Origin of the sequence: Hymenobacter edaphi, assembly GCF_003258365.1 — a bacterium.
GTDB classification, from domain to species: Bacteria; Bacteroidota; Bacteroidia; order Cytophagales; family Hymenobacteraceae; genus Solirubrum; species Solirubrum edaphi.
In genome coordinates, this window is record NZ_QHKM01000002.1 from 93,062 (window position 1) to 119,952 (window position 26,891).

General features: G+C 66.9%; 23 protein-coding genes. 9 read left to right on the forward strand and 14 right to left on the reverse strand.

Going from position 1 to position 26,891, the window contains the following annotated elements; all coding sequences use genetic code 11:
- Positions 1–407: 407 nt before the first annotated feature.
- The 5 genes from DLM85_RS08020 to DLM85_RS08040 all read right to left on the reverse strand — a co-directional run bounded on the left by DLM85_RS08020 (position 408) and on the right by DLM85_RS08040 (position 5,973).
- Positions 408–1,349, reverse strand: coding sequence for a methionyl-tRNA formyltransferase (locus DLM85_RS08020; protein WP_111477594.1), 942 nt, complete (start codon positions 1,347–1,349; stop codon positions 408–410).
- 109 nt (positions 1,350–1,458) lie between these two features.
- Positions 1,459–1,998 carry a phage tail protein gene (locus DLM85_RS08025; protein WP_111477595.1) on the reverse strand — a complete coding sequence of 180 codons (540 nt, stop codon included), beginning with the start codon at positions 1,996–1,998 and terminating at the stop codon, positions 1,459–1,461.
- A gap of 33 nt (positions 1,999–2,031) precedes the next feature.
- A complete protein-coding gene (locus DLM85_RS08030; RefSeq protein WP_111477596.1) occupies positions 2,032–2,571 on the reverse strand; it encodes a phage tail protein in 540 nt (179 codons plus the stop codon).
- Between the two features lie 18 nt (positions 2,572–2,589).
- Positions 2,590–3,135: a phage tail protein gene (locus DLM85_RS08035; protein WP_111477597.1), complete on the reverse strand. Its 546-nt coding sequence runs from the start codon at positions 3,133–3,135 to the stop codon at positions 2,590–2,592.
- 489 nt (positions 3,136–3,624) lie between these two features.
- Positions 3,625–5,973: a patatin-like phospholipase family protein gene (locus tag DLM85_RS08040; RefSeq protein ID WP_111477598.1), complete on the reverse strand. Its 2,349-nt coding sequence runs from the start codon at positions 5,971–5,973 to the stop codon at positions 3,625–3,627.
- A gap of 139 nt (positions 5,974–6,112) precedes the next feature.
- On the opposite strand from DLM85_RS08040, the gene DLM85_RS08045 reads away from it, so the two are divergent.
- Positions 6,113–7,648 (forward strand): T9SS type A sorting domain-containing protein, encoded by a 1,536-nt coding sequence (locus DLM85_RS08045; RefSeq protein WP_111477599.1) that lies wholly within the window; start codon positions 6,113–6,115, stop codon positions 7,646–7,648.
- 92 nt (positions 7,649–7,740) lie between these two features.
- Here DLM85_RS08045 and DLM85_RS08050 read toward each other — a convergent pair whose 3' ends face one another.
- From DLM85_RS08050 to ruvX, 5 genes are all read right to left on the reverse strand, one after another.
- Positions 7,741–8,112: a DMT family protein gene (locus DLM85_RS08050; protein ID WP_111477600.1), complete on the reverse strand. Its 372-nt coding sequence runs from the start codon at positions 8,110–8,112 to the stop codon at positions 7,741–7,743.
- 104 nt (positions 8,113–8,216) lie between these two features.
- Complete coding sequence (locus DLM85_RS08055) at positions 8,217–9,377, reverse strand: outer membrane beta-barrel protein (protein ID WP_207890993.1); 1,161 nt, start codon at positions 9,375–9,377, stop codon at positions 8,217–8,219.
- A 111-nt stretch (positions 9,378–9,488) separates the two neighbouring features.
- The gene (locus DLM85_RS08060) at positions 9,489–10,472 is read right to left on the reverse strand and encodes a zinc dependent phospholipase C family protein (protein ID WP_111477602.1); all 984 of its coding nucleotides are present in this window, start codon (positions 10,470–10,472) and stop codon (positions 9,489–9,491) included.
- A 96-nt stretch (positions 10,473–10,568) separates the two neighbouring features.
- Positions 10,569–11,156 carry a peptide deformylase gene (gene def / locus DLM85_RS08065; RefSeq protein ID WP_111477603.1) on the reverse strand — a complete coding sequence of 196 codons (588 nt, stop codon included), beginning with the start codon at positions 11,154–11,156 and terminating at the stop codon, positions 10,569–10,571.
- Positions 11,153–11,572 carry a Holliday junction resolvase RuvX gene (ruvX, locus tag DLM85_RS08070; RefSeq protein ID WP_111477604.1) on the reverse strand — a complete coding sequence of 140 codons (420 nt, stop codon included), beginning with the start codon at positions 11,570–11,572 and terminating at the stop codon, positions 11,153–11,155. Before ruvX ends, def begins: the two co-directional genes overlap by 4 nt.
- Positions 11,573–11,990: 418 nt before the next feature.
- On the opposite strand from ruvX, the gene DLM85_RS08075 reads away from it, so the two are divergent.
- The 4 genes from DLM85_RS08075 (at position 11,991) to DLM85_RS08090 (ending at position 16,448) form a co-directional block, all read left to right on the forward strand.
- Positions 11,991–13,691, forward strand: a complete 1,701-nt coding sequence (locus DLM85_RS08075) for a S41 family peptidase (protein WP_111477605.1) — start codon at positions 11,991–11,993, stop codon at positions 13,689–13,691.
- 153 nt (positions 13,692–13,844) lie between these two features.
- Positions 13,845–15,050 (forward strand): homogentisate 1,2-dioxygenase, encoded by a 1,206-nt coding sequence (locus tag DLM85_RS08080; RefSeq protein WP_111477606.1) that lies wholly within the window; start codon positions 13,845–13,847, stop codon positions 15,048–15,050.
- Positions 15,051–15,196: 146 nt separating this feature from the next.
- Positions 15,197–15,742, forward strand: coding sequence for a hypothetical protein (locus DLM85_RS08085; RefSeq protein ID WP_111477607.1), 546 nt, complete (start codon positions 15,197–15,199; stop codon positions 15,740–15,742).
- 178 nt (positions 15,743–15,920) lie between these two features.
- Complete coding sequence (locus DLM85_RS08090; protein ID WP_111477608.1) at positions 15,921–16,448, forward strand: hypothetical protein; 528 nt, start codon at positions 15,921–15,923, stop codon at positions 16,446–16,448.
- Between the two features lie 230 nt (positions 16,449–16,678).
- Here the strand turns inward: DLM85_RS08090 and DLM85_RS08095 are convergent, their stop codons facing one another.
- From DLM85_RS08095 to DLM85_RS08110, 4 genes are all read right to left on the reverse strand, one after another.
- Positions 16,679–18,238 (reverse strand): hydroxymethylglutaryl-CoA reductase, encoded by a 1,560-nt coding sequence (locus DLM85_RS08095; RefSeq protein ID WP_207890994.1) that lies wholly within the window; start codon positions 18,236–18,238, stop codon positions 16,679–16,681.
- Positions 18,239–18,364: 126 nt separating this feature from the next.
- Positions 18,365–19,144, reverse strand: a complete 780-nt coding sequence (locus DLM85_RS08100) for an energy transducer TonB (RefSeq protein ID WP_111477609.1) — start codon at positions 19,142–19,144, stop codon at positions 18,365–18,367.
- 71 nt (positions 19,145–19,215) lie between these two features.
- Positions 19,216–19,650: a hypothetical protein gene (locus DLM85_RS08105; protein WP_133256961.1), complete on the reverse strand. Its 435-nt coding sequence runs from the start codon at positions 19,648–19,650 to the stop codon at positions 19,216–19,218.
- A 545-nt stretch (positions 19,651–20,195) separates the two neighbouring features.
- The gene (locus DLM85_RS08110; RefSeq protein ID WP_165822060.1) at positions 20,196–20,981 is read right to left on the reverse strand and encodes a WG repeat-containing protein; all 786 of its coding nucleotides are present in this window, start codon (positions 20,979–20,981) and stop codon (positions 20,196–20,198) included.
- A gap of 362 nt (positions 20,982–21,343) precedes the next feature.
- Here DLM85_RS08110 and DLM85_RS08115 point away from each other — a divergent pair, with 362 nt between their 5' ends.
- The 4 genes from DLM85_RS08115 (at position 21,344) to DLM85_RS08130 (ending at position 26,819) form a co-directional block, all read left to right on the forward strand.
- A complete protein-coding gene (locus DLM85_RS08115; RefSeq protein ID WP_111477612.1) occupies positions 21,344–22,159 on the forward strand; it encodes a phytanoyl-CoA dioxygenase family protein in 816 nt (271 codons plus the stop codon).
- A gap of 44 nt (positions 22,160–22,203) precedes the next feature.
- The gene (locus DLM85_RS08120; RefSeq protein WP_111477613.1) at positions 22,204–22,629 is read left to right on the forward strand and encodes a BLUF domain-containing protein; all 426 of its coding nucleotides are present in this window, start codon (positions 22,204–22,206) and stop codon (positions 22,627–22,629) included.
- A gap of 64 nt (positions 22,630–22,693) precedes the next feature.
- Positions 22,694–24,013 (forward strand): amidohydrolase, encoded by a 1,320-nt coding sequence (locus tag DLM85_RS08125; protein ID WP_111477614.1) that lies wholly within the window; start codon positions 22,694–22,696, stop codon positions 24,011–24,013.
- Between the two features lie 349 nt (positions 24,014–24,362).
- The gene (locus DLM85_RS08130) at positions 24,363–26,819 is read left to right on the forward strand and encodes a M4 family metallopeptidase (RefSeq protein ID WP_111477615.1); all 2,457 of its coding nucleotides are present in this window, start codon (positions 24,363–24,365) and stop codon (positions 26,817–26,819) included.
- Positions 26,820–26,891: the final 72 nt, after the last annotated feature.

The following is a 26,891-nucleotide window of genomic DNA, read 5'->3' on the forward strand; positions in this document are numbered from 1 at the left end:
CAGTACCCGTCCAGCCAGGCGCATCGCCCGTTAGCGTGCTATTGGAGGAACGCCGAAAGTAAGCTTCGTTGCTGCCCGTGGTGGCGGTTGTATAAATAGTCGTATTGGCCACATCCACCTGCGAACCAGTCGGCCAGTTGGTGCCCTCGAACGACTCCTTTTGAAGCTCATCGCGCGTCTGCGCCTGGCTACTCCAGCCGGCCAGCAGCAGCGGCAGCAGCAATAAGTAGCGTAAGAATGTTTGCATGTGTTAGGGAAAAGAAGTGAGACGTAGGCAGCTGCCAAGCAATGCAAGGCAGGTATTGTGCAAAAATATCCGGTTATATTCGGATAGTCAGCTATATAGCTTGCTGACGATGCAAAGGGCCGCTGTCAAGGCGGCGCCTACCGGGGTGCGAGGGCGCCGGCTAGGCCGGCTGCATCAGGAGCAGCGTGCCCAGCGGTTCGCCCACCTGCACGCCCATGCCGGCCAGCTGCCCGCCCGTGAAGTAGCCTTCTTCCAGGCACACGATGTCGAGCTGCAGCACCTGCCCGCTGCCGCAGGCCACCAGCAGCGCCTGTCCGGGCGCAGCCAGTACCACGGTGCCGGGCGGCGCCGCCACGGTTTCGGGGCGGAGGCTAACGGCCAGTACCCGCAACTCCTGCCCGCGTAGGGTCGCCAGGGCGCCGCGGTTCCAGGGGTTGGCGGCCCGTACCAGCCGGGCAATGCTGTCGGCCGGTTCCTGCCAGTCGATGCAGAGGTCGGCCAGGGTGGGGCGGGGCCAGTAGCGGGCCGCGGCTTCGTCCTGGGGCTGCTCGGGCAGCGGCGTGTCGCCGCGCAGGCCCGCCAGCAGCTGGCGGCCGGCGCCCACGCCGGCCAGGGCCAGCTGGCCGCGGTGCAGCCCGTGCGTGTCGTGCGGCCCGATGGGAACGGGCACGGCCACCAGCACCGGGCCGGTGTCGAAGTCGGCATCCATGCGGTGCGCCGTCACGGCCCCGGCCGCTTCGCCCCGCCGAATCTGCCAGAACGTAGGCTCGGGGCCCCGGTAGCCGGGCAGCGCCGCAAAGTGAAAGTTGATAAAGCCCTGCGGCGGCAGGCCCAGCACGGCCGCCGGAATCCGCCACGGGAACGTGAGAACCAGCACGGCCGTGGGTTGCTCCTCGGCCAGCCAGGTGGTTAATTGCGGGCCCAGGCCGGGGCGCTGCAGCACTAGCGGCGCCACGCCGGCCTGCCCGAGGGCCTGGGCCAGCCGCTCCGCCTCCGGGGTGCCGGTAGCGGGCACGGCTACGCCCGCTACCACGCCCTGGCTGAGCAGGTCGTGCAGCAGGGGCCAGCCCAGCAGGCTGCTGATGATAACGGCAACGCGCATCGTAATCAGAATTGAAACGCCCCCGCGGGGAGGCGTAGGTAAGCCAATAACCGTCAGTCACGGCTGGCTCCGGAAAGCAGCCGCGACTGACGGTCGATAGTAGGCGCGCTTAGCTGCGCGAGGGGTACACCCCCGTCAAGGCAATGACGAAGTAGGTAGCCAAGTAGGGCTGGCGGTTTTCGTGGGGCTGGTTGCCGCCCTGCGCAGACGTTTGGCCTTTCACCGAGTTGGCGGTGCCCAGCGTCGCGTTTTTGGGGCCGCTGGAGTACATGTTCAGGTTGCCGCCGCCGGGGAAGTTGCCCACCGGGCTGGACTCATCGGCCGACGTCGCTGCTTGCACGGTGCCGCTGACCACGTGCGCGTGCGGCGGCATCTGGTCCAGGGTGAGGGCTACCGTTTCGTTGCCGCCCATCTGGCCGAGCGCGTAGTTCTGCAGCCCCGGGCCCTGGCCCGAGCCCACCGCCACCCGCGACTGCAGATTGGGGAGCTTGAACGTAGTGACGCCGTCGCCGCCGTACGTGGTGCCCAGCAGCGAGAACAGGGCCTGGTTTTGGTTGATGGGCAGCGTCTGGCCGTTGCAGAATGCCCAGTTCTTCGGGGCGAAAGGAAAGCTGATGGCGCGGATTTCGCCGATGTATGGTTCGTCCATGGAAGCAATGCTGATAAAAGGGGAAACCTGGGACTACTGTTGCGACGGGTAAATGCCCTCGAAGCAGATAATGCAGTTCAGCGCCAGTACGGGCTGAATATTGGTGTGCGGCTGGTTGCCCCCGCTGGGCGCGGCCGTCCCGGTCACGTTAACCGCCGTCATGCTCGATTCCGAGGCGCTGGCGGAGTAAATGTTGCTGTTGGCATTGCCGGGGTATTTGCCGGTGGGGTCGTTGCTGGCGGTGCCGCCCGTGCTGGCGCCGACGGAGGCCACGTACTGGTGGCTGTGGGAGGGCATCTGCAGGGTGGTGAGCGTGACACTTTCGCTACCGGCCCGCTGGCCCGGCTCGTAGCTGGAGAGGCCGGTACCGGTGCCGGCGCCCACGTTCACGCGGCTGCGCAGATCCGGCAGGGCAAAGGTGTTCTGGCCGTCGCCGCCGTAGGTAGTGCCGATCAGGGCAAAAAGCGTGTCGTATTCGGAGATGCTGAGCAGCTGACCCTGGCACTGCAGCCAGCCGACGGGCGCAAAAGAGAAGCCCACGGTGCGGATTTCGCCGATGTAAGGAGTAGACATGCGGAGGGGGAGAAAGAATTAGGAACGCTGGGGGAAAACGCCTTGGATAGCAATGCAGTAGTTCATGACCAGGAACGGCATGCGGTTTTCGTGGGCTTTGCCGCTGCCGGCCGGCTCCGCCGTGCCGCTGAGCACGTCCGGGGCCATGTTCGCGCCGCCATCCAGGGCGTACTGATTGCTTTGGCCGGCCGGAACGGCCGCGTAGTAGCCGTTGCTCACCGTCGATTGGCCGGCCGGGTTGTTGTTGGCCGGCATGGCCGTGGGCGTCAGCGTATGTATATGCGCGGGCAGCTCGGTCAGCAGCAGGGTTTCCGTCTCAGACCCCAGCATGGCTCCCTGCGGATACGGGGAAAGCCCCGGGCCCTGACCAGCGCCCGCGTAAGTGCGGCCGCGCAGGTCCGGCAGGGCAAAGGTGGTTTTACCATCGCCGCCGTACTGAGTGCCCAGCAGGGAGAACAGGGCCGTGTTCCGGCTAATCTGCATGATCTGCCCCTGGCAGAGCATCCAGCCAGACGGGGCGAAGGAGTAGGGCATCAGGCGGATTTCGCCGACAAAAGGATCCATAGAAGAGTTGTTGAGGAGAAGGAGGTGAAGGGAAAAGAAGAAGGGTAAGCGGCAAGCCAAAAAACAGCAACACAAAGCCGGACGGGCTGGTAGAAACCAGTCGACGGCGCGTGGCAATAGGCGTTGGTAGGAAGCGGGGCGGGGGTGAGTCAGCGAACGGCCGCACAAGCAGCCCGTGAGCCGCTGCCAGGTTCCTGATTCGGCGCCAAGTTCGAAAAATAGCCTAAGCAAAGCACCCTTATTTCTTTATTTTTTCATAGCATTAGCGCTTTGTTTATGTTTGCTGTTGCTTAAAGACAAATATGGCTGGATTGGATTGTTCCCTTGCACGTAGAATTACGTGGTCGTGGACGGCGGCTACCAGGTAGTTTTACCTGGTTTTCGGGCCGCCTCGCCGGGCGCCGGGCCGGCCGGGCCCAAAAACAGCGCAGCCGCGAAACCACTCCGAAGAGCAGCTTCGCGGCTGCGGGGCCTGCCGGTAGCGACGGCCTAGTCCAGCGACCGGTCGCGGAAGAGCACGTACCCGATGTGGGCGAAAACGCCGAACTGGTGGTTTTTCTCGTCGTAGTGGACGAACTGCAGCGCCGCCGGGCCCACGGGCGTCTGGTACTGGAAGCCGGTCATCAGGGTGAGGTAGGGGCGGCTGAAGAGGTTGGTGCGCTGGGCGCGCAGCGGGTCGTCGGGGCGCCGGTCCCAGGGGCGCACGAAGGCGTGGGCGTAGGCCTCGGTGCGCCATTCCAGGCTGCCGGCCACGGCTTTCACGTAGCGCAGGCCGGCGGCGGCGTAGGCCGTGCCGCGGTAGTTGTCGAGGAAGATGGTGCGCGAATCGGGCAGGGGCAGGAAGGCCGGCGAGGTGGTGAGCGTGGAGCGGTACGTGGCGAAGGTGCCCTGGGTGCTGGCCACCAGCTCCGTCATGTAGCCCCAGGCGTGGGTGCGGGCCCCCACCGTATCGGATCTGTTGAGGCTGAAGTATTGCTCCGTAAACAGGCTGGCCTTCACCCACTGGTGGTTTTTTTCGCGGCCGGGCAGGCCCTCGGCCGTCGAGCCGGGCTCGTATTTTTCCTGGCCCGTCACGCCGCGGAAGCCAAACTCGGCGCGACGCCCTTTGGTGGCGTACTGGCGGCGGTTCAGCGAGTTGCGCTGAAAGGCCAGCGCGCCCGTGAAGCCCTGAAAGCGGTTCTGATCCAGCTCGTCGTCGGTCCGAATCTGGTCGGCGTTGGCAAACCGGTCGCGGTTGGTGAAGGCCCCGAAGCTGAGCACGTAGCGGCTGCGGTACTTCGGGCTGAAGCCCACCTGCAGGTAGGTTTTCAGGTCGCGCTGCTGCAGGGCCGTGTTCTGGGCCGCTTTGCCGTTGCCGATCAGCCCGCCGGTGTCCTGGAAGTTGAAGTTGTTGAAGGTGATGGTCGGCTCGACGTAGAGCGGCACGCGGCCCGGAATGCTGACGCGGAACGAGCCCTCGGCCCCGTTGTAGAAGCGCCCGATGGTGGCGTCGGCCTGAATGGTGTAGAGGTAGCGGTTGAGGTAGCGGTAAGCCGCGCCCAGGTAGAAGTTGCTCATCGAGCGGGTGGTGAGCAGCACGCCGAGGTCGGTGGTGAAGTTGGAGTTCTGGCGCGCGTCCACGCTCAGCACGTAGCCCTCCTGCTTGGCGTCGTAGCGCACCCGCGGGTACACGTTGTTGAAGAAGTCGTTGTTGACGAGCCGGTAGTAGCCCTCCTCGATGTCGGAAGGCGAATACGACGAGCCCGAGCGCCGGAAAAAGCGCGTGACGAACTTCTGCTGCATCTGCGGAATGCCCTGCACCCGCACTTCCTTGAACTCCGGCTTGGGCGCCCGCTCGGTAAAGGCGCGGCGGCGCTGCTGCAGGGCCAGCGTATCCTCGCGCCGCTGAATGCGGCGCAGCGCCAGCGGCAGCTTGTCGGTAGCGGCCTGCTCGCCCAGGGAAATAAACTTCTTCACCTTGGCAAAGTCGCCGGCCGTCATGCCCTCCAGGTTGGGCTGAATGAACACCCCGTTGCGGCCCACCGACAGCGTATCGGCCGCGTTCGAGCCGAGGAAGATGAGCGTGCCGGTGAGCAGCGCGTCGTCCTTGCCGGTGGGGTACTTGCCGAAGGCCACGTCGCCCACGTTCACGCCGATGATGACGTCGGGCTTGAACTCGTCGCGCATCACCCCGGTGGGGAAGTTGTCGACCACAGCCCCGTCGAAGAGGTAGCGGCCGTCGGGCTGGCGAATGGGGCGGAAGGCCAGCGGGTAGGCCATGGAGTTGCGCACGGCATCGGAGAGGGAACCGCTGCGCTGCACCACCCGCTCGCGGGTAAATACCTCGGAGGCCACGGCGCGGTAGGGCACCAGCAGCTTGTCGAAGTTGTAGCCCGAAATGGCGCCGGCCGGGGCCAGCATGGTGGCCAGCACGTAGTTCAGGGCCACGTCGTCGACGAGCTTGGGCGTCACGCGGGCCTTCAGCGTCGAGTCGAGGGCCAGGCGCAGGTGCAGCGCGGCGGGAGAGGGGTTGGCGTCGTAGTAGTTGAACACCTTGCCCTCCTGCGGGCGGCCCGACACCCAGTCCTGAAACTGCGGGCTGACGACAATTTCCTCGATTTCCTTGGGCGAGTAGCCGGCCGCGTACAGCCCGCCCACGATGGCGCCCATGCTCGTGCCCACGATGTAGTCGATGGGAATGCGGTTCTTCTCGAGCACTTTCAGCACCCCCACGTGGGCCAGGCCTTTGGCCCCGCCGCCGCTGAGCACCAGGCCCACTTTCTGGGCGCGGGCCGGCCGGCTCAGGCAGCAACAAATAACTAGCAGTAAGCCCAACGCGGGGCGGAAAAATCGGGTCATAAAGCGGGAGGGAAGCAGGCGTGCAACGCGCTAGGTACGCAGGGCCCGGAGCCGGGTTGTTCGGCGGCATCGGCTTGCGCATCAGATTCGTTCTGCGTAATCTGCGGCCGTATTTCTCCCGCTCATTTTCCTTGCTGCTATGAAACACCTGTACGCTTGCCTGGCCCTGGTCGGCCTCAGCCTCGGCGCCCGCGCCCAAAGCATCTACCGCCCGCTGCTGCGCCCCGGCGTGGTATACCAGTTCAGCGAAAGCGGCACCCCCGGCGACACCACCCACACCCTGCGCCTGAGTTACGCCAACTCGCCCGTGTCGCCCGACTCGGCCGGGCGATTCAACGGGCGCATCGTGCGGGTAGCCCCGCGGGCCGGCGGCTGCCCGTGGCTGGCGGCCGCGGTGCGCCCCGACGGGCTATTTGGGGCCACGGTAACCATCGGCTTCAACCGCCACGAATACCTGCTGCGCGCCGCCAACGGCCGCACCCTGCTGCTCAAAACCCAGGCGCCGCTCAACCAGGTATGGACGGCCACGACGGCCGGCCTGACGGCGCGCACTACCGCCCGCAGCGTCGGTACGGTGCTGGGGACCACCGACTCGCTCACCACCATCACGTTTTCCGACGGGCAAATCCTGGTGCTTAGCAAGCGCTACGGCTTCGTGGAAGGCCCGGCCCTGGGCAGCTACCTGACCGGGCAGCGCCCGCGCCGCCTCACGCTGACGGCCCTGAACGTGGCGGGCCGCTGGACGGGCCAGCCCGCCGTGGGTGCCCGGGCCATGTTCGACTACCAGCCCGGCGACGTATTTCTGCGCTACAACAAGCAGGAAAGCATGAACACGGGCATGATTTGCTCGGAAACCTGGACCCGGGACAGCGTGCTCACCCGCACGGCCAGCGCCGTCGGTGACTCCGTCCGCTACACCATCTGGCGGCGCACCCTCACGCGCACCAACGGCATGCCGGGTGCGCCGGGCGGCTTCTGCCAGAATACTCCCGGCACCGTGCTCAGCCCGGGCAGCAGCGTGCAGCTACTGGTGACGGCCGCCGATGAAAGCCAACTGGGCCGGCTCACCCACAACGTGCCGGGCACTCCTTCCGCCTCGGGAACCTTCGTCACGCAGCCCAGCGTGCGCAACAGTAGCAGCTACCTAGGCCGCCGCACGCAGCGCACCGACGCGTACCAGCTATGCCAGCCGGTGACGGGTGACAGCGTGCTGCTCAGCCTGATGCCCGACTACGGGGTAAACACGACCTACGCCTCTGGGCTGGGGATGGTAGCCAGCAGCTCGCAGGAAGTATATTTCTTACGCTCCACCACCCTGCTCGGCTACCGCAAGGTGAACCTGCCCACCGCCACGGGCGTGGAAACCTGGGGCGCCTTGCGCACTTTCGCCAACATCCTGAAGGCCGCCGATGTGCGTCCCGCCGCCAGCACGGCCGTCTTCCCCAGCCCCTTCGCCCACGAGCTGACGGTCCGCTTCGAAGCCCAGCGCACCCAGCCGGTGACGGTGCTGCTGCGCAACAGCCTGGGGCAGGTGGTGCACCAGCACACCTGGCCGGTGGGTGCCGGCCCGCAGCAGCTGGCCCTGGCCGTGCCCACGCTGGCCGCCGGCCTCTACACCGTGCAGCTGACGGTGGACGGCCGTAGCCAGGTGCTCAAGGCCGTAAAGCAGCCGTAATAGCTGCCCAGACTACAACAAAGCCCGCGTTGCCAAGGCAACGCGGGCTTTTTGCTGTTACGTGCCGGCGGCGGAAGGCCGGTGGGCCCGGCTTACCACTTCCGGAAAATCACGTAGACCGCCGCCACCAGCAGCCCGAAGCCCACGAGGTGGTTCCAGCGCAGCGTGTCGGACTTGAACACGAACACCGCGCACAGGGTGAAGACCGTCAGCGTGATGACTTCCTGGATAACCTTGAGCTGGAACAGGCTGAAGGGGCCGCCGTTTTCCTCGAAGCCGAGGCGGTTGGCCGGCACCTGAAACGCGTACTCGAACAGGGCCAGGCCCCAGCTCAGCAGAATCACGCCAATCAGGCCGGTTTTGGCAAACCACGGCAGCTTCTTGAAGTACAGGTGCCCGTACCAGGCGAAGGTCATGAACAGGTTGGAAACGCAGAGCAGGGCAATGGTGAGGAAGGCTTTCATGCGGGCAACGGGAAAAGAAAGGGCCGCCGTAGCTACGTAGAATGGCGCGGCGTGGTAAGCCGCGGCCGGTGGCCGCCCCCCCAAAGTACCGCGGTGCCGGCCCGTTAGCGGTAATACGTCAGGGCAAACGTGAGCTGGTCGAAGTCGTTGAGGTAAGAGCGGCCCCGCACCGGGTAGCCGTTGGTCGATTCGGCCCGGAAGCCGGCCCCCAGCAGCGCCTGGCGGTAGCGAAACAGCAGGCCGGCCTCGCCGTGCAGGCCCCGGCCCAGCCCGTTCATGGATTCGGTGATGGACACGCTGCGCAGGGGCGTGTTCGGATCGGGGTAGCTGGTCTGCATCCGGAGGCGGGAGCCGAGAATGTAGCTCATCTGAATGCCGCCCTGCACGTAGGGGCGCCACACGGTTTCGGGCCGGCGCAGCGTCACGCGCACCGCCAGCGGCCAGCGCACCACCGAGCCCTTGGTCTGGTAGCGGTACGTGCGGATGTAGTCGGTGCCAATCACCGGCCGCGCAAACGTGTCGGCGGAGCGGAAGCTGCTGTGGGTGAAGCCGGTATTGAAGGCCAGGTGGTTGGTGAGCGGCAGCGTCGTGAGCAGCCCGAACGTGGGCGTGAGCGGGCCCGTCGTGGGCTCCTCGCGGTCCGTGTAGGGGTAGTATATCGACAGCCGGGCCACGCCCACCTGCGCCCCCCAGCGCACCTGCTCCTTGATGGGGGCAATGTACGCGCTCTGCACCGTGGCCCGCGGGTAGCGGCAGCGGTTGTAGTTCACCACGTAGCGGCGCAGCTCGGAGGCGGCGTAGAGGTAGCGGCCCATGTAGGCCACCGTGGTAGTGGCCGTCGGGCAGTCGGCAAAGGTGGTCTGGAGCACCTGCACGAACTGCTCGCGCTTGAGCGGCATGGGCGCCTGCCCGGGCTTGTCGAGGTAAAACGTGGCGGGCAGCTTGCCGGTCGGGTCCTGGTAAAGACTAGCCGGGCCGGCCACCAGCACCTGCAGCATGGCCAGTACCTTGGTGTCGCCCCGGGGCACCTCGCAGCGGCGGTAGCGCAGGCCGCTCTCGTCGCCCGTGGCCCGCACCTCGCTCAGGTCGTAGGTGCGGGCGGGGCCCTGCGGCTGGCTGCGAAACTGCACCTGGGCCTGGGTGCGGCCGGCGCGGTACAGGTCCACTTCGCCGCGCAGCGTGTCGGCGGGGGCGGTGGCCAGCACCAGGTAGCCGGGCCGGAAAAAGCCCTGCTGCCCGAAGGCGGCCGGGGAAGTGGCTAGCACTAAAGCGAAGATGCCGACGACGCCCCCGCGTTTTTCCGGGGAGAAGAATGACCGCATGACTGAAGATTGATAATGAGAAACAAGCGTAACTAGGTAATCCGGGGGGCGAGGCTAATCCACGTGGCCGCGGGTTTCCACGGCGGGGGCAGCTTTTTCTTCCTTGTCCTGCAGGGCCAGCTCGCGCATCTGGGCCTCGGTGAGCTTGGGCAGGTTGTTGAGGTCGGGCTGGCCGGCATCCACCCAGCAGGTAAACCAGAACGCGCCCACCAGCCGCGTGGCCAGGCGCATCTGCCGCTCCACCTGCCCGCTGAGGCGCTGGTGGTACTCGCGGCTGAACTCCTGCGAGTACACCCGCACCGTGCCCCGGCCGCGCTCCTCAAAGCCGTATTTCTGATCCTCGGGCATCTTCTGCGTCAGCTCCCGCTCGAAGCGCAGCACCGAGTCGACGGCCGCACTGCTGCGGGCCACCGTGGCCCAGATGACGTCCGAAGGCTTCGTGAGGTAAGGCGCCGGGCCGGTGAAGAAGTCGTAGTTCTGGGCCAGCAGCTCGGGCAGCCGCGACTCCCACAGCCCGTGAATGCCGCGCTGCCCGGTGAGCTGCCCGTTGTAGTTGTGGGTGGTGTGCAGCGGCACGCAGGCATCGGCAATGTAGTGGCCCATATCGGCCGAAAGGCTGATGATGCGCTCCGCGTCGCGGGCGCGGAAGGCCTCGGTGAGCTGGTTTTTCATGCGCAGCACGTGCCAGGGCACGATGCCGTGGCGCTGCAGCGAGTCCTCGCCGAAGCGGGCCACGGCGTCGGCGTAGTTGCGCGGCAGCTTGTAGGCAGCCGAGTCGCCGTACACGTCCAGGTCGATGAAGTGGCGCGGGGCCTCGCCGGCCACCACGTTGCGGCGCGAGTCGGGCCGGGTGGCCTGCACCGTGAGGTACTCGATGCGGCCTTTGTAGAAGCCCACCATTTCGGGCGGCAGCGTAAACACGGCCAGCCGGTTGATGCTGCGGTGCCCGAAAAAGCCCCAGGCGCGGGAATCGGGGCGGGGCGGGGCCAGCCACAGCACGAGGGCCAGCAAACCAGCAAAGACGGGACGGCGGAGCATAAAGGTTGGGCAGGGCAGATTGGCCTACCCAAAGAAAGCAAAAACGCCCGGCTCGGCCGGGCGTTTTCGTAAGAAAATCAGGCGTCAATGGCGGGCTTAGCGCCCGCGCTGCCCGGCAAAGCGCATGCGGTAGTCGGCCTTGGCGTCGCCCTTGGCAATGCGGGCCAGCTTGCTTTTGATGATCTGCTTTTTGAAGGCCGAAATCTTGTCGGTAAACAGCACGCCTTCCAGGTGGTCGTACTCGTGCTGAATCACGCGGGCCGTCATGCCCGAGAAGCCTTCCTCGCGCACCTGCCGGTTTTCGTCCTCGTAGCGGATGATGATGTCGGGCTGGCGAAATACCCGCTCCCGAATGCCCGGAATGCTCAGGCAGCCTTCCTCGAAGGGCCATTCCTCGCCCGATTCCTTGAGGATAACGGGGTTGATGAAGGCCCGCTTCACACCCGCTTCGGCCGGGGCGTCGTCGTCCTCGTCGTCCTCGGTCATCGGGGCCGAGTCGATGACGAACAGGCGGATGCTCTTGCCGATCTGGGGGGCCGCGAGGCCCACGCCGTGGGCGTAGTACATGGTGTCGTACATGTCGGCAATGAGCTTCTGCAGCTCATCGGCCGCAAAGTCGGCGGGAATGTCCTTGGCGCGGGCTTTGAGCACCGGGTCGCCGTAGGCCACAATGGGGTAAATCATAACGGACGGGAGTCGAGGAAAGATTGCAGAATGATGGTGGCGCTGACGCGGTCCACCAGGGCTTTGTCGCGGCGGGCTTTCTGGCCCAGGCCGCCGTCGCGCATGGCCTGGTGCGCCATGCGCGAGGTAAACCGCTCGTCCACTTCGTGCACCGGCACTTCGGGCAGCTCGCGGCGCAGCTTGCGCACCACGCCCACCACGGCCGAGGTCGAGTCGGTGGCCTCGTTCATGAGCGTGCGCGGCATGCCGATAATGATGCCCGCCAGGCCGCCTTCCTGTTGGTGGTACTTCTTCACGAAGTCGAACAAGTCCTTGCTGTGAATGGTGTCGAGCGGGGTGGCAATGATTTGCAGCGGGTCCGTCACGGCCAGGCCCACGCGCTTGTTCCCGTAATCGATGGCGAGCAGGCGGGGCATAAGCGGGACGGGGGCAACAAGCGGACAATCAGCGGCGCCGACGCGGCGTCGCAGCCCGCAAAGATACGGCGACGGGCTTGCATCCGAGCGAAGCCGCTGGTCGGGGCGTGGGTTGTGGCCGCGCGGGTGGTGCAGCGAATAAAGGATGATGGGAAACAGGGGCATTGACTACACCACTGCGGCCGCTGTGGCCGCCTGAATATGTGATTGACGCCTAACAAGCGGCGGCCGAACTTTGCCGCTGCTGACTTCGGCGGACAGCGGCTTGTTCTATTCAAATATGCCGTTGGCTTTTTATTTGAAAATACTTCGCTGCCCGGCCGAAGCCCAAGCGTCTCGGAATAGTTGAAGTAAATTTGACTAGTATTCTGAGCCTCAGCCCCGCCGTATCGCCCACTTCTCCTCGCCCGCGCCGCCGATGACCCCTGCTCCCCGCCCCGACGCTTCGCAGCCGGAACCGGCCGCCGCGCGTGCGCCGCGCAGCCGCTGGCAGCGCTGGCGGCAGCCCGTGCTGCTGGGCGCGGCCCTGCTGAGCGGCATCCTGCTGGGCTCGAACCCGTTCCGGCCCTCCGACCAGAACCCCGACGCCACGGCCCGCGGCTACCTGAAGTTCAAGGAAATCCTGAGCTACGTCGACCGCGAATACGTGGACACGGTCAACGCCGAGGAGTTGTCGGATTACGCCATCAAGCGCATGCTGGAGAAGCTGGACCCGCACTCCGTCTACATTCCGGCCAAGGAACAGCAGCAGGCCGCCGCCTTTCTGCAGAGCGACTACGACGGGGTGGGCGTGGAATTCAACCTGTTCCGCGACACCGTCACGGTGGTGTCGCCGCTGAGCGGTGGCCCCGCCGAGCAGGCCGGCCTGCAGCCCGGCGACCGGGTGCTGGCCGTCGACGGGCAGAGCGTGTCGGGCCAGCACCTGACGACCGACCAGGTCTTCGCGCGGCTGCGCGGGCCCCGCGGCAGCACCGTGCGCGTGCTGGTGCTGCGCCGCGGCCAGACGCGCCCGCTCACCTTCGCCATGACGCGCAACCGCATTCCGAACACCTCGGTGGACGTGGCGGCGCTGCTGGCGGATGGCACCACGGGCTACGTCAAAATCAGCCGCTTTGCCGCCGGTACCTACGAGGAATTTAAGGAAGGCCTGAGCCGGCTGAAGCGCGAGGGCATGACGCGCCTGGTGCTGGATCTGCGCGGCAACCCCGGCGGCTACCTCGACCGCGCCACCAAGATTGCCGACGAGTTTATCGGCGGCACGCGCAAAATCGTGTACACCGACGGCAAGGGCGACCAATACGACACCCAGACGTTTTCGCGCGTGGCCGGCGAGTTTGAGGACGGCCCGCTGGTGGTCATCGTCGACGAGGGCTCGGCCTCGGCCTCCGAAGTGCTGGCCGGCGCCCTGCAGGACCAGGACCGTGCCCTGGTCGTCGGCCGCCGTTCCTTTGGCAAGGGCCTGGTGCAGCAGCCCATTACCCTTTCCGACGGCGCGGAGCTGCGCCTGACCATTGCGCGCTACTACACGCCCTCGGGCCGCTGCATTCAGAAGCCCTACCGCGACGGCGTGGCCGCCTACGACAAGGACCTGCAGGAGCGCTACAGCCGCGGCGAGGCCTTTCACGCCGACAGCGTGCACTTCGCGGCCAACCTGCGCTTCCGCACCGCCCACGGCCGCAGCGTATACGGCGGCGGCGGCATCATGCCCGACGTGTTCGTGCCGCGCGACAGTTCGGCCCAGAACCGCTACTACGCCCGCCTGCAGGGCGCCAACCTGGTGCGCGAGTTCGGCCTGCAGCTCTACCAGGACCACCGCGAGGAGCTGGAGCAGCTCACCTTCGAGCAGTTTCGTAAGGCTTTCGACATCAGCGACGTGCAGCTGCAGGCCCTGGCCGCCCGCGCCGCGCAGGAAAAAATCCGGCAGGATGCCGTGGCCCTGCGCCGCTGCACGCCGGCCCTGCGCAACCAGCTCAAGGCCCTGGTAGCCCGCAGCGCCTACGGCAAGGACGCGTACTTCGCCATCCTGCGCGACCAGGACCACGAGCTGATTCAGGCGCTGCAGTCTTTGCAGGACGCCAACGCCAAGCTGGCGCTCAGCGGCGAGACGAGCGGGCAGTAAGACGCCCGCGCCGGCCGCGTTCCGACACGGGCGGTACTGCCGGCTCGGCCGCATACGGGCGGGTGAAGCGGCTCTGTCGGCCGGGTAGGGCTTTTTCGTACCTTCACCGCCCCGGCCCGCGGGCCGCATTCCCACCCCGTTCCCCGTCTGATTATGCCGTATTACCACCGCCTCGGTCAGATTCCGCGCAAGCGCCACACCCAGTTCCGCCAGCCCGACGGCTCGCTCTACGCCGAGCAGCTGGTGGGCACCCTGGGCTTTCACGGCGTCTCGTCGCTGCTCTACCACCAGCACCCGCCCACCCAGATAAAGCGCGTGGGCACGCCCCAGCCCTACGCCCCGCAGCTGCTGAAGGACCGCCCGCTGCAGCCCACCCACCTGCGCACCCTCCCGCAGACCGTCACGGGCCCCGACTACCTGGCTGCCCGCCAGACCATGATGGGCAATGCCGACGTGATGCTGAGCATCTGCAACCCCGCGCCGGGCCGCATGGACTACTACTACAAAAACGCCCTGGCCGACGAGGTCGTCTTCGTGCACGAAGGCCGCGGCGAGCTGTGGAGCCAGCTGGGCAAAGTCGCCTTCGAGCCCGGCGACTACATCGTGATTCCGCGCACCATCATCCACCAGTTTCACTTCGAGGACGGGCCGGTGCGCCTGCTCATCATCGAGTCGTTCAGCCCGGTGGAAACCTGCCGGCGCTACCGCAACCACTTCGGGCAGCTGCTGGAACACTCGCCCTACTGCGAGCGGGACATCCGCCCGCCCCACGAGCTGGTGCAGGAAGACGACACGAAGGACGAGTACCGCGTGCTGGTGAAGCGCGAAGGCGCCCTGCACGAGCTGATTTACGCCCACACGCCCTTCGACGTGGTGGGCTGGGACGGGTTCTTTTTCCCCTACGCCATCAGCATCCACGACTTCGAGCCCATTACCGGCCGCATTCACCAGCCGCCGCCCGTGCACCAGCAGTTCGAGGCCCACAACTTCGTCATCTGCTCGTTCGTGCCGCGCCTGTTCGACTACCACCCCGAGGCCATTCCGGCGCCCTACAACCACTCCAACGTCGATTCCGACGAAGTGCTGTACTACGTGGCCGGCAACTTCATGTCGCGCCGCGGCGTCGACCTGGCTTCGTTCACGCTGCACCCCTCGGGCCTGCCGCACGGGCCGCACCCGGGCACCGTGGAGGCCAGCATCGGCAAGAAGGAGACGCACGAGCTGGCCGTGATGGTGGACACGTTTCGCCCGCTTTACCTCACCGACACGGCCCTGCAGTACGAGGACACCGGCTACCCCCTGAGCTGGAACCCCGACTACCCGCACGCCGGGCCCAAGCCGGCCGATATGATGGACTAAGCGGCGCCCGGCAGTACGGAAAGCGGGGCGGTGCCGGCAAATCGGATGCTGGTGCCGCCCCGCTTCGTTCTTGACAATTGTCAAGCGGCCGCCTCTGAGCCAGGGCTAGCTTTGCCCTGCATTGTCCAGCCTCCATTTTCCCGCGTATGCGCTCCGCCAAACTATTCTGCCTGCTGCTGTTGCTGTTGGCCAGCTTCGGCTGCCGGAAAAAAGAAGTGCCTCCGGTTGTCACCCTGGAGGTAGTCGACAACTGGGCCGCGCTGATGGATGTCACCGCCGTCCCCGGCGGGCCTGCGTCGCTGTTTATGCCCACCAGTCGGCTGCGGTCGGCCTGCGCGGATACCTGCCGGCGCAACAAAACGTCGCTGGAACAGCTGCAAAGCGCCGCGCTGAGCGAAGCCACGTTGACGGTAGACGCTCCGCCCGGCCAAAACTTTGATTTTCTGCGGCAGATGACTTTCCACATCATGTCGGAGACGGGTAACGACCTGATTCCGCTGGCTACGGCAACGAACATTCCGCGGGGCGCCACCCGGCTGACGCTCACGCCCACCGGGGCGCCCCTGCTGGCCTACCTGCGCAACCGGGAGTACTACCTCAAGCCGCAGGTGGAGTTGGTACAGCCGGGGCAGGTGGTGGCCCGCGTGCAGCTGCGGCTCCGCTTCCGCGTGCAGGCTCGCCAAACGCGGTGAACCGCCCGGCGGCGCTTTGCGCGGGGCGGAAAAGCGTGTAAGTACAATAATAAGCCCGTGCCTGCACTTAAGCTCCGTGCGGTAGGATTCTGGAACGAATCTGCGCGGTAAGGAAGTTAGAGCGAAACCAGGTGACTTGCGACTCCCGTAAGTTGCGTCAAACCTACGCCCGCTACTGATGAAAAAAGTCCTGTTTCTGTTCACGGCCCTGCTGCTCATCGGCGCGGCCGCCTGCAAGAAAGTCGACAAGCTGCTGACCTTCTACGTGGAGGATTCGCAGAACATTCGCATCTCGTCCAACTTCCCCCTGGGCATTGCCACCCAGCTGGCCCCGGTGGCCGTCACCACCAATTCGTCGCAGAGCTTCGCCAACAACGATACCCGCGCCGATCTGGTGAAGGACGTCAAGCTCGACAAGCTCACGCTGACCATCACCGACCCCTCGTCGCAGAACTTCGACTTCCTGCAGAGCATCGAAATCCGCATCAGCGCCGACGGGGCCGATGAAATCGTGCTGGCGTCGGCCTCCTCCATTCCGCAGGGCCAGCGCACCATCACGCTCACGCCCACCGCGGCCAAGCTCGACGCCTACCTCAAGGCCAGCCAGTACACGCTGAAAACCCGCGCCACCGTGGGCCGCAACGTGCCCCAGGACGTGACCGTGCGCGCCGACTCGCGCTTCAAAGTCACCGCCGACCCGCTCTAGGCGCCGATTAGGCAGCGGGTGGACCGCCGCCACCATCCATACAAGCCAAAAACGGCCCCGCCCGGCAACTGCAGACGCAGGTTCCGGGCGGGGCCGTTTTCAGTTGGTGCCAGTTGAGCCGTCGTGCCGCCAGAGAAAGGATTGGCTCGGCCTTGCTGCGGGTGCCGCGCTTCGCGCGCAATGAGGGCCAGTGAACCGTTGCACACTCACCAGTTCACAATTTCACCATCTCACCGGTTGCGGCCGTACTGCTCGTGCGAGCTGACCCAGTCGGAGCTGCTGATGGCCGAAGCCAGGCTCAGCTCGCCGGCCAGCACCACCCCGGCCACGATTTCGGCGAACTTGTGCACGGTGCCGCGGCCCACGCAGCCCAGCATGCGCAGGCACTCGTTCTGAGTAGCCAGGCCGGTGCCGCCGCCGTGCGTGGCCACGATGAGCGAGGGAATGGTGATGCTTATGTAAAGGTCCTTCTCGGCCGTCACCTCCGAGTAAATCACCGCGGCCGACGACTCCGACACGTTGGCCACGTCCTGCCCGGTGGCAATGAACATGGCCGTGATGCCGTTGGCCGAGTGCGCGCCGTTGTTGTTGGCCCCCGAGAGGAAGGCGCCCACGTTGCTCACCTGCCCGTGGTAGGCCAGCTGCTCGGGCGTCACGCGCATGCGCTGCTGCAGAATGTCGCGCTTGATGACGGCCTCGGCCACCACGCGCTTGCCCCGGGTGCGCATCACGTTGATCTGCGAGGCCTTTTTGTCGGTGGCGAAGTTCGACTCCAGGTAGAAGTGCCGGATGGGCGCGCCCTTGTAGTTTTCCAGAATCCAGGAGCAGGCCGCGAAGGTGGCCCGGCCCACCATGTTCTGCCCCGCCGCGTCGCCGGTCGAGTAGTTGAAGCGCAGGTAGGCAAACTTGTTGGCCAGGTAGGTGTCGATGTACTGCAGCTTGGCCACGCGCGAGGTGCACTCGGCCTCGGTGCGAATGGGCCCGATTTCCTGCTCGATCCACTTGGCAAAGTCGCGGGCGCCGCGGGCGTCGTCGAACACGAACACCGGGGCGCGCTGCATCGCGTCGCCGATGACGGTGCACTTCACCCCGCCGCAGAGGTTGAGCACCTGCATGCCGCGGTTGTAGCTGGCCACCAGCGTGCCTTCGGTGGTGGCCATCGGGATGAGGAAGTCGCCCTGGGCGTGCTCCCCGTTGACGCGCAGCGGCCCGGCCAGCCCGATGGGAATCTGGGCCACGCCGGTGAAATGCTCGCAGTTGCCCTGCAGCATGTGCGGGTCGAAGGAGTACTTGCCGATGTGCTCGAACTGCTGCCCGCTGAACTGCTCGGCGAAGCGCTGCCGGGCCTGAATGGCGGCCTCGGAATAGTCGTCCTGGTCCTGGCGCGGAATGCGCACCCGCGCGTTTTCCTGGTGCACGATGGCGTCTTCCACCTCCACGTTCAGCTCGCCGAAGGGCTCGGCCCGGAACTGCAGGTGGACCGGGTGCATGCCCTCGGGCAATGGGTCGGTGTGCAGCCGGATGGTGATGCTCTGGCCCACCGGAAAGCTCAGGCCGCCGCCCTCGCCCAGCTCGGTGGCCGGGCGCACGTTGCCGTCGCCCAGGTCCAGCGTTATCTGCTCGGGCCCGAGCGTGCGGCCGTCCACGCGCACCGAGCTGATGCCGGTGAGGTGCACCGTGTCGAGGCGGTTCTTGAGGGAGAAGGCGACGCCGCCGTGGTCGGGGAGGTTGTGCAGGCTGCCGCGGGTGTAGAGCAGCTTGAGCAGCATCGGGCTCGGGGAAAAGATCATGGCCGGGATGGGGTTCGGAAGGTGGCGCGGGAAAGTACGCAAAGGGCGCGGGCCCGGCCATAAGTTTAAGCGTTTCCGAGTGGAATGCTACCGGTCATCGGGCCGCATTGCAGTTCGGGGCCGGCGCTAGGGGGGCTTGCGGGACTTGGTTTCGCTCATCGGCGAGCCGAAGGTTATCGGCAGGGTATACCGCACGTCCACCGCCTGGCCATTCTGCTCCCCGGGCGTCCAGGGCGGCATCAGCTGAACCAGGCGCAGCACTTCGGCATCCAGCGGCGGTGTCAGCCCCCTGACGATGTGGGCCCCGGTAATCTGGCCGGTGCGCGTCACGGTGAAGCTTACGAATACCTTCCCCGCCAGCCCGCTGCGCAGCGCCTCAACTGGGTAGTGAGCTTCCTGCTGCAGAAACTTCATCAGGCCTTCCCAGCCGCCCTGCGGCTGGGGCATCTTCTCCGCTACCGCCCCGAACACCGCCTGCTCACGCTCCGTCGAGGGCCTCTTCGTCGTGTCAGCTGGCGCAGCTGCTGCTGGCATCGGCAAACTGCCCGGGAGCTGGTACAACGGCGCAGTGGGTTGCCGCACCTGCGCCCAGGCCTGCCCCGCCGTCAGGCCCCGCAACAGCACGAGCACCGCCGCCAGCAGAAACTGGCGCAGCCGGGGGCGTAACTGCGGGCGCATCGGGCGGCTTTCAGCGGTCAGCTGGCTGAGGCGGAACCGTCCGCACAACCGCCCATCGGGCGCGGTGGCGCGGGCCTGGGCCAACTCAGCGGCCGAGGCCTGGGTGAAATCATGGACGGTGCGCTGGCACTCGGCGCAGTAGTGCCCGCCCGCTACGGGCATCAGCTGGTCGGCCGCTACGTGGCAGGGGCTCAGGCGGACGTTGGCAACGGGCAGTTCGTGGAGCATGGTGGGCAGCCGCTTCAGATAAGAAGGATAGACAGTGCTAACGCGCAGGCCGGCCGGAATAGTGGCCGCCGCTACTGCTCCGCTACCGGCGGCGCTGGCGGCACCTCGCAGCGGGCCAGGGCCAGCAGCCAGTCCTCGCCGAAGCGGGTGAGGCGGTAGCGGCGGCGCGGCCCCGCGTAGTGCCAGCGCAGCAGGCCGCCGCGCACCAGCGCCCCCAGGGCCTGCCCGGCCGCCAGCCGCTGCACCCCGCCGAGGGCGGCCAGCTGGGCCGCCGTAGCTTCTTCCTGCTCCACGAAGGCGTAGCACATGCGGCTCATGGTGGCGTAGCCGCGCACGTTGCTGCCCGGCGCCAGGGCCGGCAGGGCCGCTGCCACGCGGGCCCGAATCCGCTCGGGCGTAAACCGCAGCGGGTCGAGCTGCTCACGGGGCTGGTCGCGGCGGGCAATGCGGGCCGCCAAATCATCGATGGCGGCCACGCCGGTAGGGGTCAAACCAGAATCGGACATAGCAAAGTAGACTAGCAGCGTATGCGCCGGGGAAGATAGGGCATCGGGGCAGCGCGGCCAACTGCCGGCCGCGCCCGCACCGGCTGCCTATACGCGCCACCGATGAGGCGCCGGCACCGGTGACTGTTGTGTAAGCCGCGGGCAATACGCTGCTGGCACCTGTGCTTGCTGCCTACCTGTCGGAAGCTGATTCGTTGCACATGGGATATGATGCTTTAGGCGCGGGCAATCAGGTGTTGGGTATAGTGCCTGCTGCTTATCCCGCAAATGATAATGTCTTACAGCCGGTGGTAGCTGCATAACCCGTATGCCATAAGCCATTGCAACCGGTTGCAGCGCTGTAATTCAGGGGCTGTGATGCGTTACAACCGGTTGGAGCTGCGTAACTCAGGCGCTATGATGCCTTACAACCAGTTGGGGCTACCTGCCTCCGGAGCGCTAATGCCTTACAACCGGTTGGGGCCGGGCAGCGGGCCGTCGGCCGGGCACTTCCACCGGCGGCAACCACTCGCCACCCCACTGACCGGGGCCGGCGGCGGGGGGCTTCACTCGAAGTACTCCCGCCCGTCGGTGTCGATGTAGCCCGTTTGGCCGGCGGCGGTGGTCACGCGGGCCACGCCGGCCACGAAGGGCTCGGCGGCGGCGTACTTGGGCGCCACCAGCAGCTTGCCATCGGCGCCGAGGTAGCCGAAGCGGCCCTGCTGCTCCACGATGGGAAACTGGTAGCCGTTCTGCTCCACGGCCGTAATGGCGTCGAACTGCGGCTCCAGGCGCAGGCGGCCGCGGTTGTCGACCACGCCCCACTTCGGGCCGCGGCGCACCAGCAGCAGGCCGTCGTGGTACAGGTCGCGCACTTCGTCGTACACGGGCGGCACCTCGGCGTGGCCCATGGTGAAGCGGAAGCCCACCTTGCCGCCCCGGCGCACCGGGTCGCCCTGGGCCATAAAGTCTTCTTCGAGCACCTCGGGCGGGGCCGTGAGGCGCTGCCCGCTGCTGTTGATGTCGAACGACTCGCCGCCGGGCAAGCTCACGCGGGCGCGGCCGCCGCGGAAGGTGCCGGCCCGCTCGAACTGCACCGGCGTGACGGGGTTGCCCGCGCCGTCGATGTAGCCGTAGCGCTGCCCCACGCGCACCCAGGCTATTTCATCCACGAAGGGCCCGGCCTCGTCGTAGCGCAGGGGCAGCACCAGTCGGCCGCGGCGGTCGGCGTAGCCCCACTGCGCCCCCTTGCGGTAAGGCACCAGCCGCGCCTCGGGCCCGGGCTGGGCGGCGGCGGGTGAGGGGGCGGACCACAGGCCCACGGCCAGCAGCAGCCAGGCGAAACGAATCATGCGGACGGGGTAGGGTGGAGGGCAAGCCCGGCAGTCAGGGCCTCCGAAATTACGCATTTCGCCGCGCCGGGGCAAGGTGAGCGGGGAACTGCCAGACGTCGGGCCGCGCGCAGGGGAAGCCTCGCTGGGCGGCATCGGAACAGCACGTCATGTCGAGCGAAGTCGAGACATCTCGCGTGGTGCTGGCCGGTAGCAACCTCAAGGAGGGAATTACCATCCAGCGAGATTGGCTAGCGCCTTCCTTCGGGTCCTCGACTTCGCCCGGAATGACGACCCATAAGCAGTTCCATCATCAAATGCAGAGCCAACCAACCTCCGGGGCCGCGGCGGTATCTTCCGGGTATCCGCTGCCCGCCGCTCTCATGTCGCTTTCTGCCGATTACCCGCGCTTCACCCTCGCCGCCGGCCTGACGCCCGCGCAGGTGGCGTTTTTCCGGCAGCACGGCTTCCTGCACTTTCGCGGCTTCGCCGGGCCCGCCGAGGTGGGGGCACTGCGGGCGGCCCTAGCGGAGCTGCAGGCCCGCTGGCTGCGCGAGGGCGTGCGGCAGGTCAACGGCATTCCGCTCAAGTTCGGCCGCGACGCCGCCGGCCGGCCCCTCATCCAGCGGCTGGCCTTTGCCGCCCAGCACAGCCCGGCGCTGGCCCGCTGGCTGCAGGACGCGCGCCTGCCGGCCCTGTTTGCCCTGCTCGACGCGCCCGATGTGCGCCTCGGCGTCGACGAAAAGAACGGCCTGGTGGTGGGCCAGTACCGGCACGCGCCCGGCTCCCGGTTCAGCCAGATGGGCTGGCACACCGATGCCCTGCGCGACGTGTTCGACGGCCGCCGCCCCGCCGCCATGCTCAACGTGGGCCTGCACCTGGACGCCTGCCCGGCCGCCCACGGCGGCCTGCGCCTGCTGCCCGGCACCCACCGCCAGGGCCTGGCGGGCCTGCTCTGGCGCAAGCGCTACTTCCTCGATACCAGCCCCGATCCGGCCGAGCTGGCCCTGGAAACCGAGGCCGGCGACCTGACCGTGCACGACGGGCGCCTGTGGCACCGCGTGGCCCGCGCCGCCACGCCCGGCGAAGCCTCGCTGCGCCGGGTGCTCTACGTGCCCATTCTCGGCGGGCCGCGCCAGCCCCGCCACGCCGGTAGCGCCACCCCGCTGTACCTGCGGTTCCTGGACTGGCTGCGTTGACGTTCGGTTTCTATCTTGCTTGCTATCCGTCCGCGTTGCTCCCTATGCATCACCTTATCTACCTCAGCACGCCCTCCCACGCCCTGACCGACGCCGAGCTGGGCGAGCTGCTGCGCAGCGCCCGCGCCCGCAACGCGGAGCTGAACGTCACCGGCATGCTGTTCTACGGCCCCGGCCACTTTCTGCAGCTGCTCGAAGGCGACGAGCTGACCCTGGCCGCCCTCTACGAGCACATCGGGCAGGATGCGCGCCACCACAGCCTGGTGAAGCTGGCCGACAAAGCCGTGGTGGGCCGCAGCTTCGGCGACTGGGCCATGGCCTTCCGCCCCCTCGACCCCGAGCTGTTCCGCTACGTGCACGGCTATCAGCCGCTGGAGGACGTGAACCTGGTCAATACCGGCCTCAGCCACGCCGACGTGATGCTGCTGGAGCTGCTGCGCACGCATCTGCTGGGTCCGCAAGCGGACTAAACGCGGGTTGGCCCGCCCGGCCGCGCATCGTACCTTGCCGCCCGACCTTGTCTGCCGGCCCCGTATGCTTCGCCTTCGCCCTACTGCCCTGCTGCTCGCCTGCGGGCTACTAACTGCCCCGCCCCTGCGGGCCCAGAAGAAACCCACCGCCGACGGGCGCATCGAGGCCGCCGCGGCCCGCGTGGAAGCCCAGGTCATTGCCTGGCGCCGCGACATTCACGAGCACCCCGAGCTGGGCAACCGCGAAACCCGCACCGCCGCCCTCGTAGCCGCCGAGCTCAGGCGCCTGGGCCTGGAAGTGCAGACCGGCGTGGCCCATACCGGCGTGGTGGGCCTGCTGCGCGGCGGCAAGCCCGGCCCCGTGGTGGCCCTGCGCGCCGACATGGACGCGCTGCCCGTGACGGAGGAGCGCAAAGTGCCCTTCGCCTCCAAGGTGCGCGCCCAGTACAACGGCCAGGACGTGGGCGTGATGCACGCCTGCGGCCACGACGCGCACGTGGCCATGCTGCTGGGCGCGGCGGGCGTGCTGGCCTCCATGAAAGCCGAGCTGCCCGGCACCGTCAAGTTTATCTTTCAGCCCTCCGAGGAAGGCCCGCCCCCCGGTGAGGAAGGCGGCGCCAAGCTGATGGTGCAGGAAGGTGTGCTCGACAAGCCCAAGGTCGACGCCGTGTTCGGGCTGCACATCAACGCCCAGACCGAGGTGGGGCAGCTGAAGTACCGCGCCGGCGGCATGATGGCCAGCGCCGACGTGTTTCAGATCAAGGTGAAGGGAAAATCGGCCCACGGCGCCTACCCCTGGCTGGCCGTCGACCCGGTGGTGGCCGCCGCGCAAATCGTGGTGGCGCTGCAAACCATCGTCAGCCGCGAGGTGCAGCTCACCGACGACGCGGCCGTGGTGACGGTGGGCATGGTGCACGGCGGCGTGCGCAACAACATCATTCCCGAGCAGGTGGAGCTGCAGGGCACCCTGCGGGCCCTCAACACTAAAACCCACGAGCTGCTGGCCCAGAGCGTGCGGCGCGTGGCCACCAATGTGGCCGAGGCCGCCGGCGCCACCGCCGAAGTGGAGGTGCGCCCCGCCGCCCCGCTCACCTACAACGACCCCGCCCTGACGGCCCGCATGCTACCCACGCTGCGCCGGGTGGCGGGCATTCCGAACGTGACGGAAATGCGCGCCGTGACCGGGGCCGAGGACTTTGGCTGCTACCAGGAAAAGGTGCCCGGCCTCTTTCTGTACCTCGGCGGCATGCCCGCCGGTACCGATGCGGCCCGCACCGCCCCGCACCACACCGCCGGCTTCTACGTCGATGACGCCGGCCTGAATCTGGGGGTGCGCACCCTCGCGCAGCTGGCCGTTGATTACCTGAGCGGCAGCGGCCGCTGATCGTACGTTTGCTGCTGCCCGCGCCGCCGGCTCCCCGCAAGTGGAGCCGGCGGCGCGCGTGTTAGCCGGCGGGCCGCCGGGGTGCGGGCCGCGGGTTCGTGTTGAAGCCGGTTGGTGGAAATGTTCAACAAGATGGCCCGCGCATACAAGGCTCGGGGGTGAGCGGGCGCGTTACGAAACCATGGATATTAGGTTGGGTTTATTGAGATTTTTCCATCAGGAAAAATATTTTGCCATAAAGCAGCCTAAGAAACGCTCGGAATTAAAAAATTATTAATTTGCTAACCCGCCAGGTCATATCTGGTATCTGTCCAACTCTTTTCCCAGCCAAACTCCCTTTCCACCGCTTATGCTTAACAAGTACTCCGCCCTCGGACTGGCATTGCTCGGCAGCCTGGCTGCCCAGGCACAGGATGGCGCCCGCGTTGGCGCCCCCCAGCTCCTTAAAGGTGCCGATGGCCAGCCCGAATTCGTGCAGTTCCCCGCCGCCGCCCGGCCCCTCGATGCGCGCCTGGCCCTGGCCGCCGCCCTGCCCCTCACCCAGCACGACGAGCTGCGCGCCGCCCGCACCGAAGCCGACGAGCTGGGCTTCTCCCACGAGAAATTTCAGCAGTACTACAAAGGCGTGAAGGTGGAGCACGCCACCTTCACCGCTCACCGCCGCAACGGCGCCGTGGAAAGCCTCAGCGGCGACTTTGAGAAGCTGCCCGAAGGCCTGAGCGTGCGCCCCTCGCTGTCGGCCGAATCGGCGCTGCAGGCGGCCATGAGCTTTGTGCGCGCCAGCCAGTACATGTGGCAGCTGCCCAACGAGGGCGCATCGGCGCTGGCCACCGAGGGCAAGAGCACCTTCAAGCCGGCCGGGGAGCTGGTGCTGGTGCGCAACGCCATGAGCATGGACGCGGCCAAGGCCGGCCAGCTCACCCTGGCCTGGAAGCTGGACGTGTACGCCGCGCAGCCGCTGAGCCGCGCTTACATCTACGTGGACGCCCACACCGGCGAAATCGTGCTGCAGGACGCCATCATCAAGCACGCCGCCGCCACCGGCAGCTTCGCCACGGCTTACTCGGGCACCCGCTCGCTGGCCACCGAAACTGCCACCGGCGGCTACCGCCTGCGCGAGTACACCCGCGGCCTGGGCATCGAAACCTACAACGCCAAGCGCAGCAACAGCTACACCGCCGCCGTTGACTTCATCGACGCCGACAACAACTGGACGGCCGCCGAGTACAACAACGCCACCTACGACAACGTGGCCGGCGACGCCCACTTCGGGGCCCAGGCCACTTACGACTACTGGAAGCTGGTGCACAACCGCAACTCCTACGACAACGCCGGCGCCAAAATCAAGAGCTACGTGCACTTCGACGACGTGCCCGGCGGCGCCGGCTACGAAAACGCCTTCTGGAACGGCTCGGTGATGACCTACGGCGACGGGGCCAGCACCTTCAAGCCGCTGGCCTCCATGGACGTGTGCGGCCACGAAATCGGCCACGCCGTGTGCGAAAAAACGGCCAACCTGACCTACCAGAACGAGTCGGGCGCCATGAACGAGGGCTTCTCCGACATCTGGGGCGCCTGCGTGGAGGCCCGCGCCGTGTCGAGCTACGGCCTGACCGGCAAGTCGACCTACCTCATCGGCGAGGAAATCATGAAGGCCGGCGGCGCGCTGCGTTCCATGAGCAACCCCAACCAGTACGGCCAGCCCGACACCTACCAGGGCACCTACTGGAAGGCCACCACGTCGTCGCCCACGCAGTCGAACGACTACGGCGGGGTGCACACCAACTCGGGCGTGCTCAACTACTGGTTCTACCTGCTGGCGCAGGGCGGCTCGGGCACCAACGACAAAGGCACCGCCTTCTCGGTGGCCGGCATCGGCATCGACGCGGCCGCCAAAATTGCCTACCGCACCGAAAGCGTGTACCTCTCGGCTTCCTCGAACTACGCGGCGGCCCGCACGGCCTCCATTTCGGCCGCTACCGACCTCTACGGCGCCGGCTCGACGCAGGTCACGGCCGTGACCAACGCCTGGGCTGCCGTGGGCGTGGGTGCCGCGGCGGGCGGCGGCGGTGGCACCGCCATGTACTGCGCTTCGAACGGATCGACGCAGTCGTACGAGTGGATTGACCTGGTGCAGCTGGGCTCGATCAACCGCACTTCCGGCAAGGAAACCGGTGGCTACTACAACGGCACGGCCACCAGCACCAGCCTGGCGGCCGGCGCGGCGGCCACCGTCTACTTCTCGGCCGGCTTCACCAGCACGGCTTACACCGAGTACTGGAAAGTATACATCGACTACAACAAGAACGGCGTGTTCACCGACGCGGGCGAGCTGGTAGTGTCGGGCTCCTCGTCGAGCGCGGCTACGCTGAGCGGCACCTTCACCGTGCCCACCACGGCCAAGAGCGGCACGACGCGGATGCGCGTCATCATGAGCGACGCTTCGGCTACTACCAGCTGCGGCAGCTTCAGCTACGGCGAAACCGAGGATTACACGGTGAACATCACCGGCGGCGCGGCCCTCACGCCGGGCGTGGCTGGCATCAGCGGCGCTACGGCCATCGGCAACGAAGTAGGCCGCGACGCCGTGGCTTACCCGAACCCCACGGCCGGCCTGCTGACTGTGGCCCTGCCCAACAACGGCGAGCTGAAGTCGGTGAAGGTGTACGACCAGCGCGGCGCCGAAGTGAAGGTGCGCGTGCTCGACCGCGGCCAGCTCGACGTGAGCAGCCTGAAGGCCGGCATCTACCAGGTGAGCCTGTCGGACGGTCAGAAAGCCTTCCGCACCCGCTTCGTGAAGGAATAACCGCCTTCCGCTACTGTTAGAGACCTGAAAAGCCCGTCGCGCAGCCGCGCGGCGGGCTTTTTTTATGTTTGC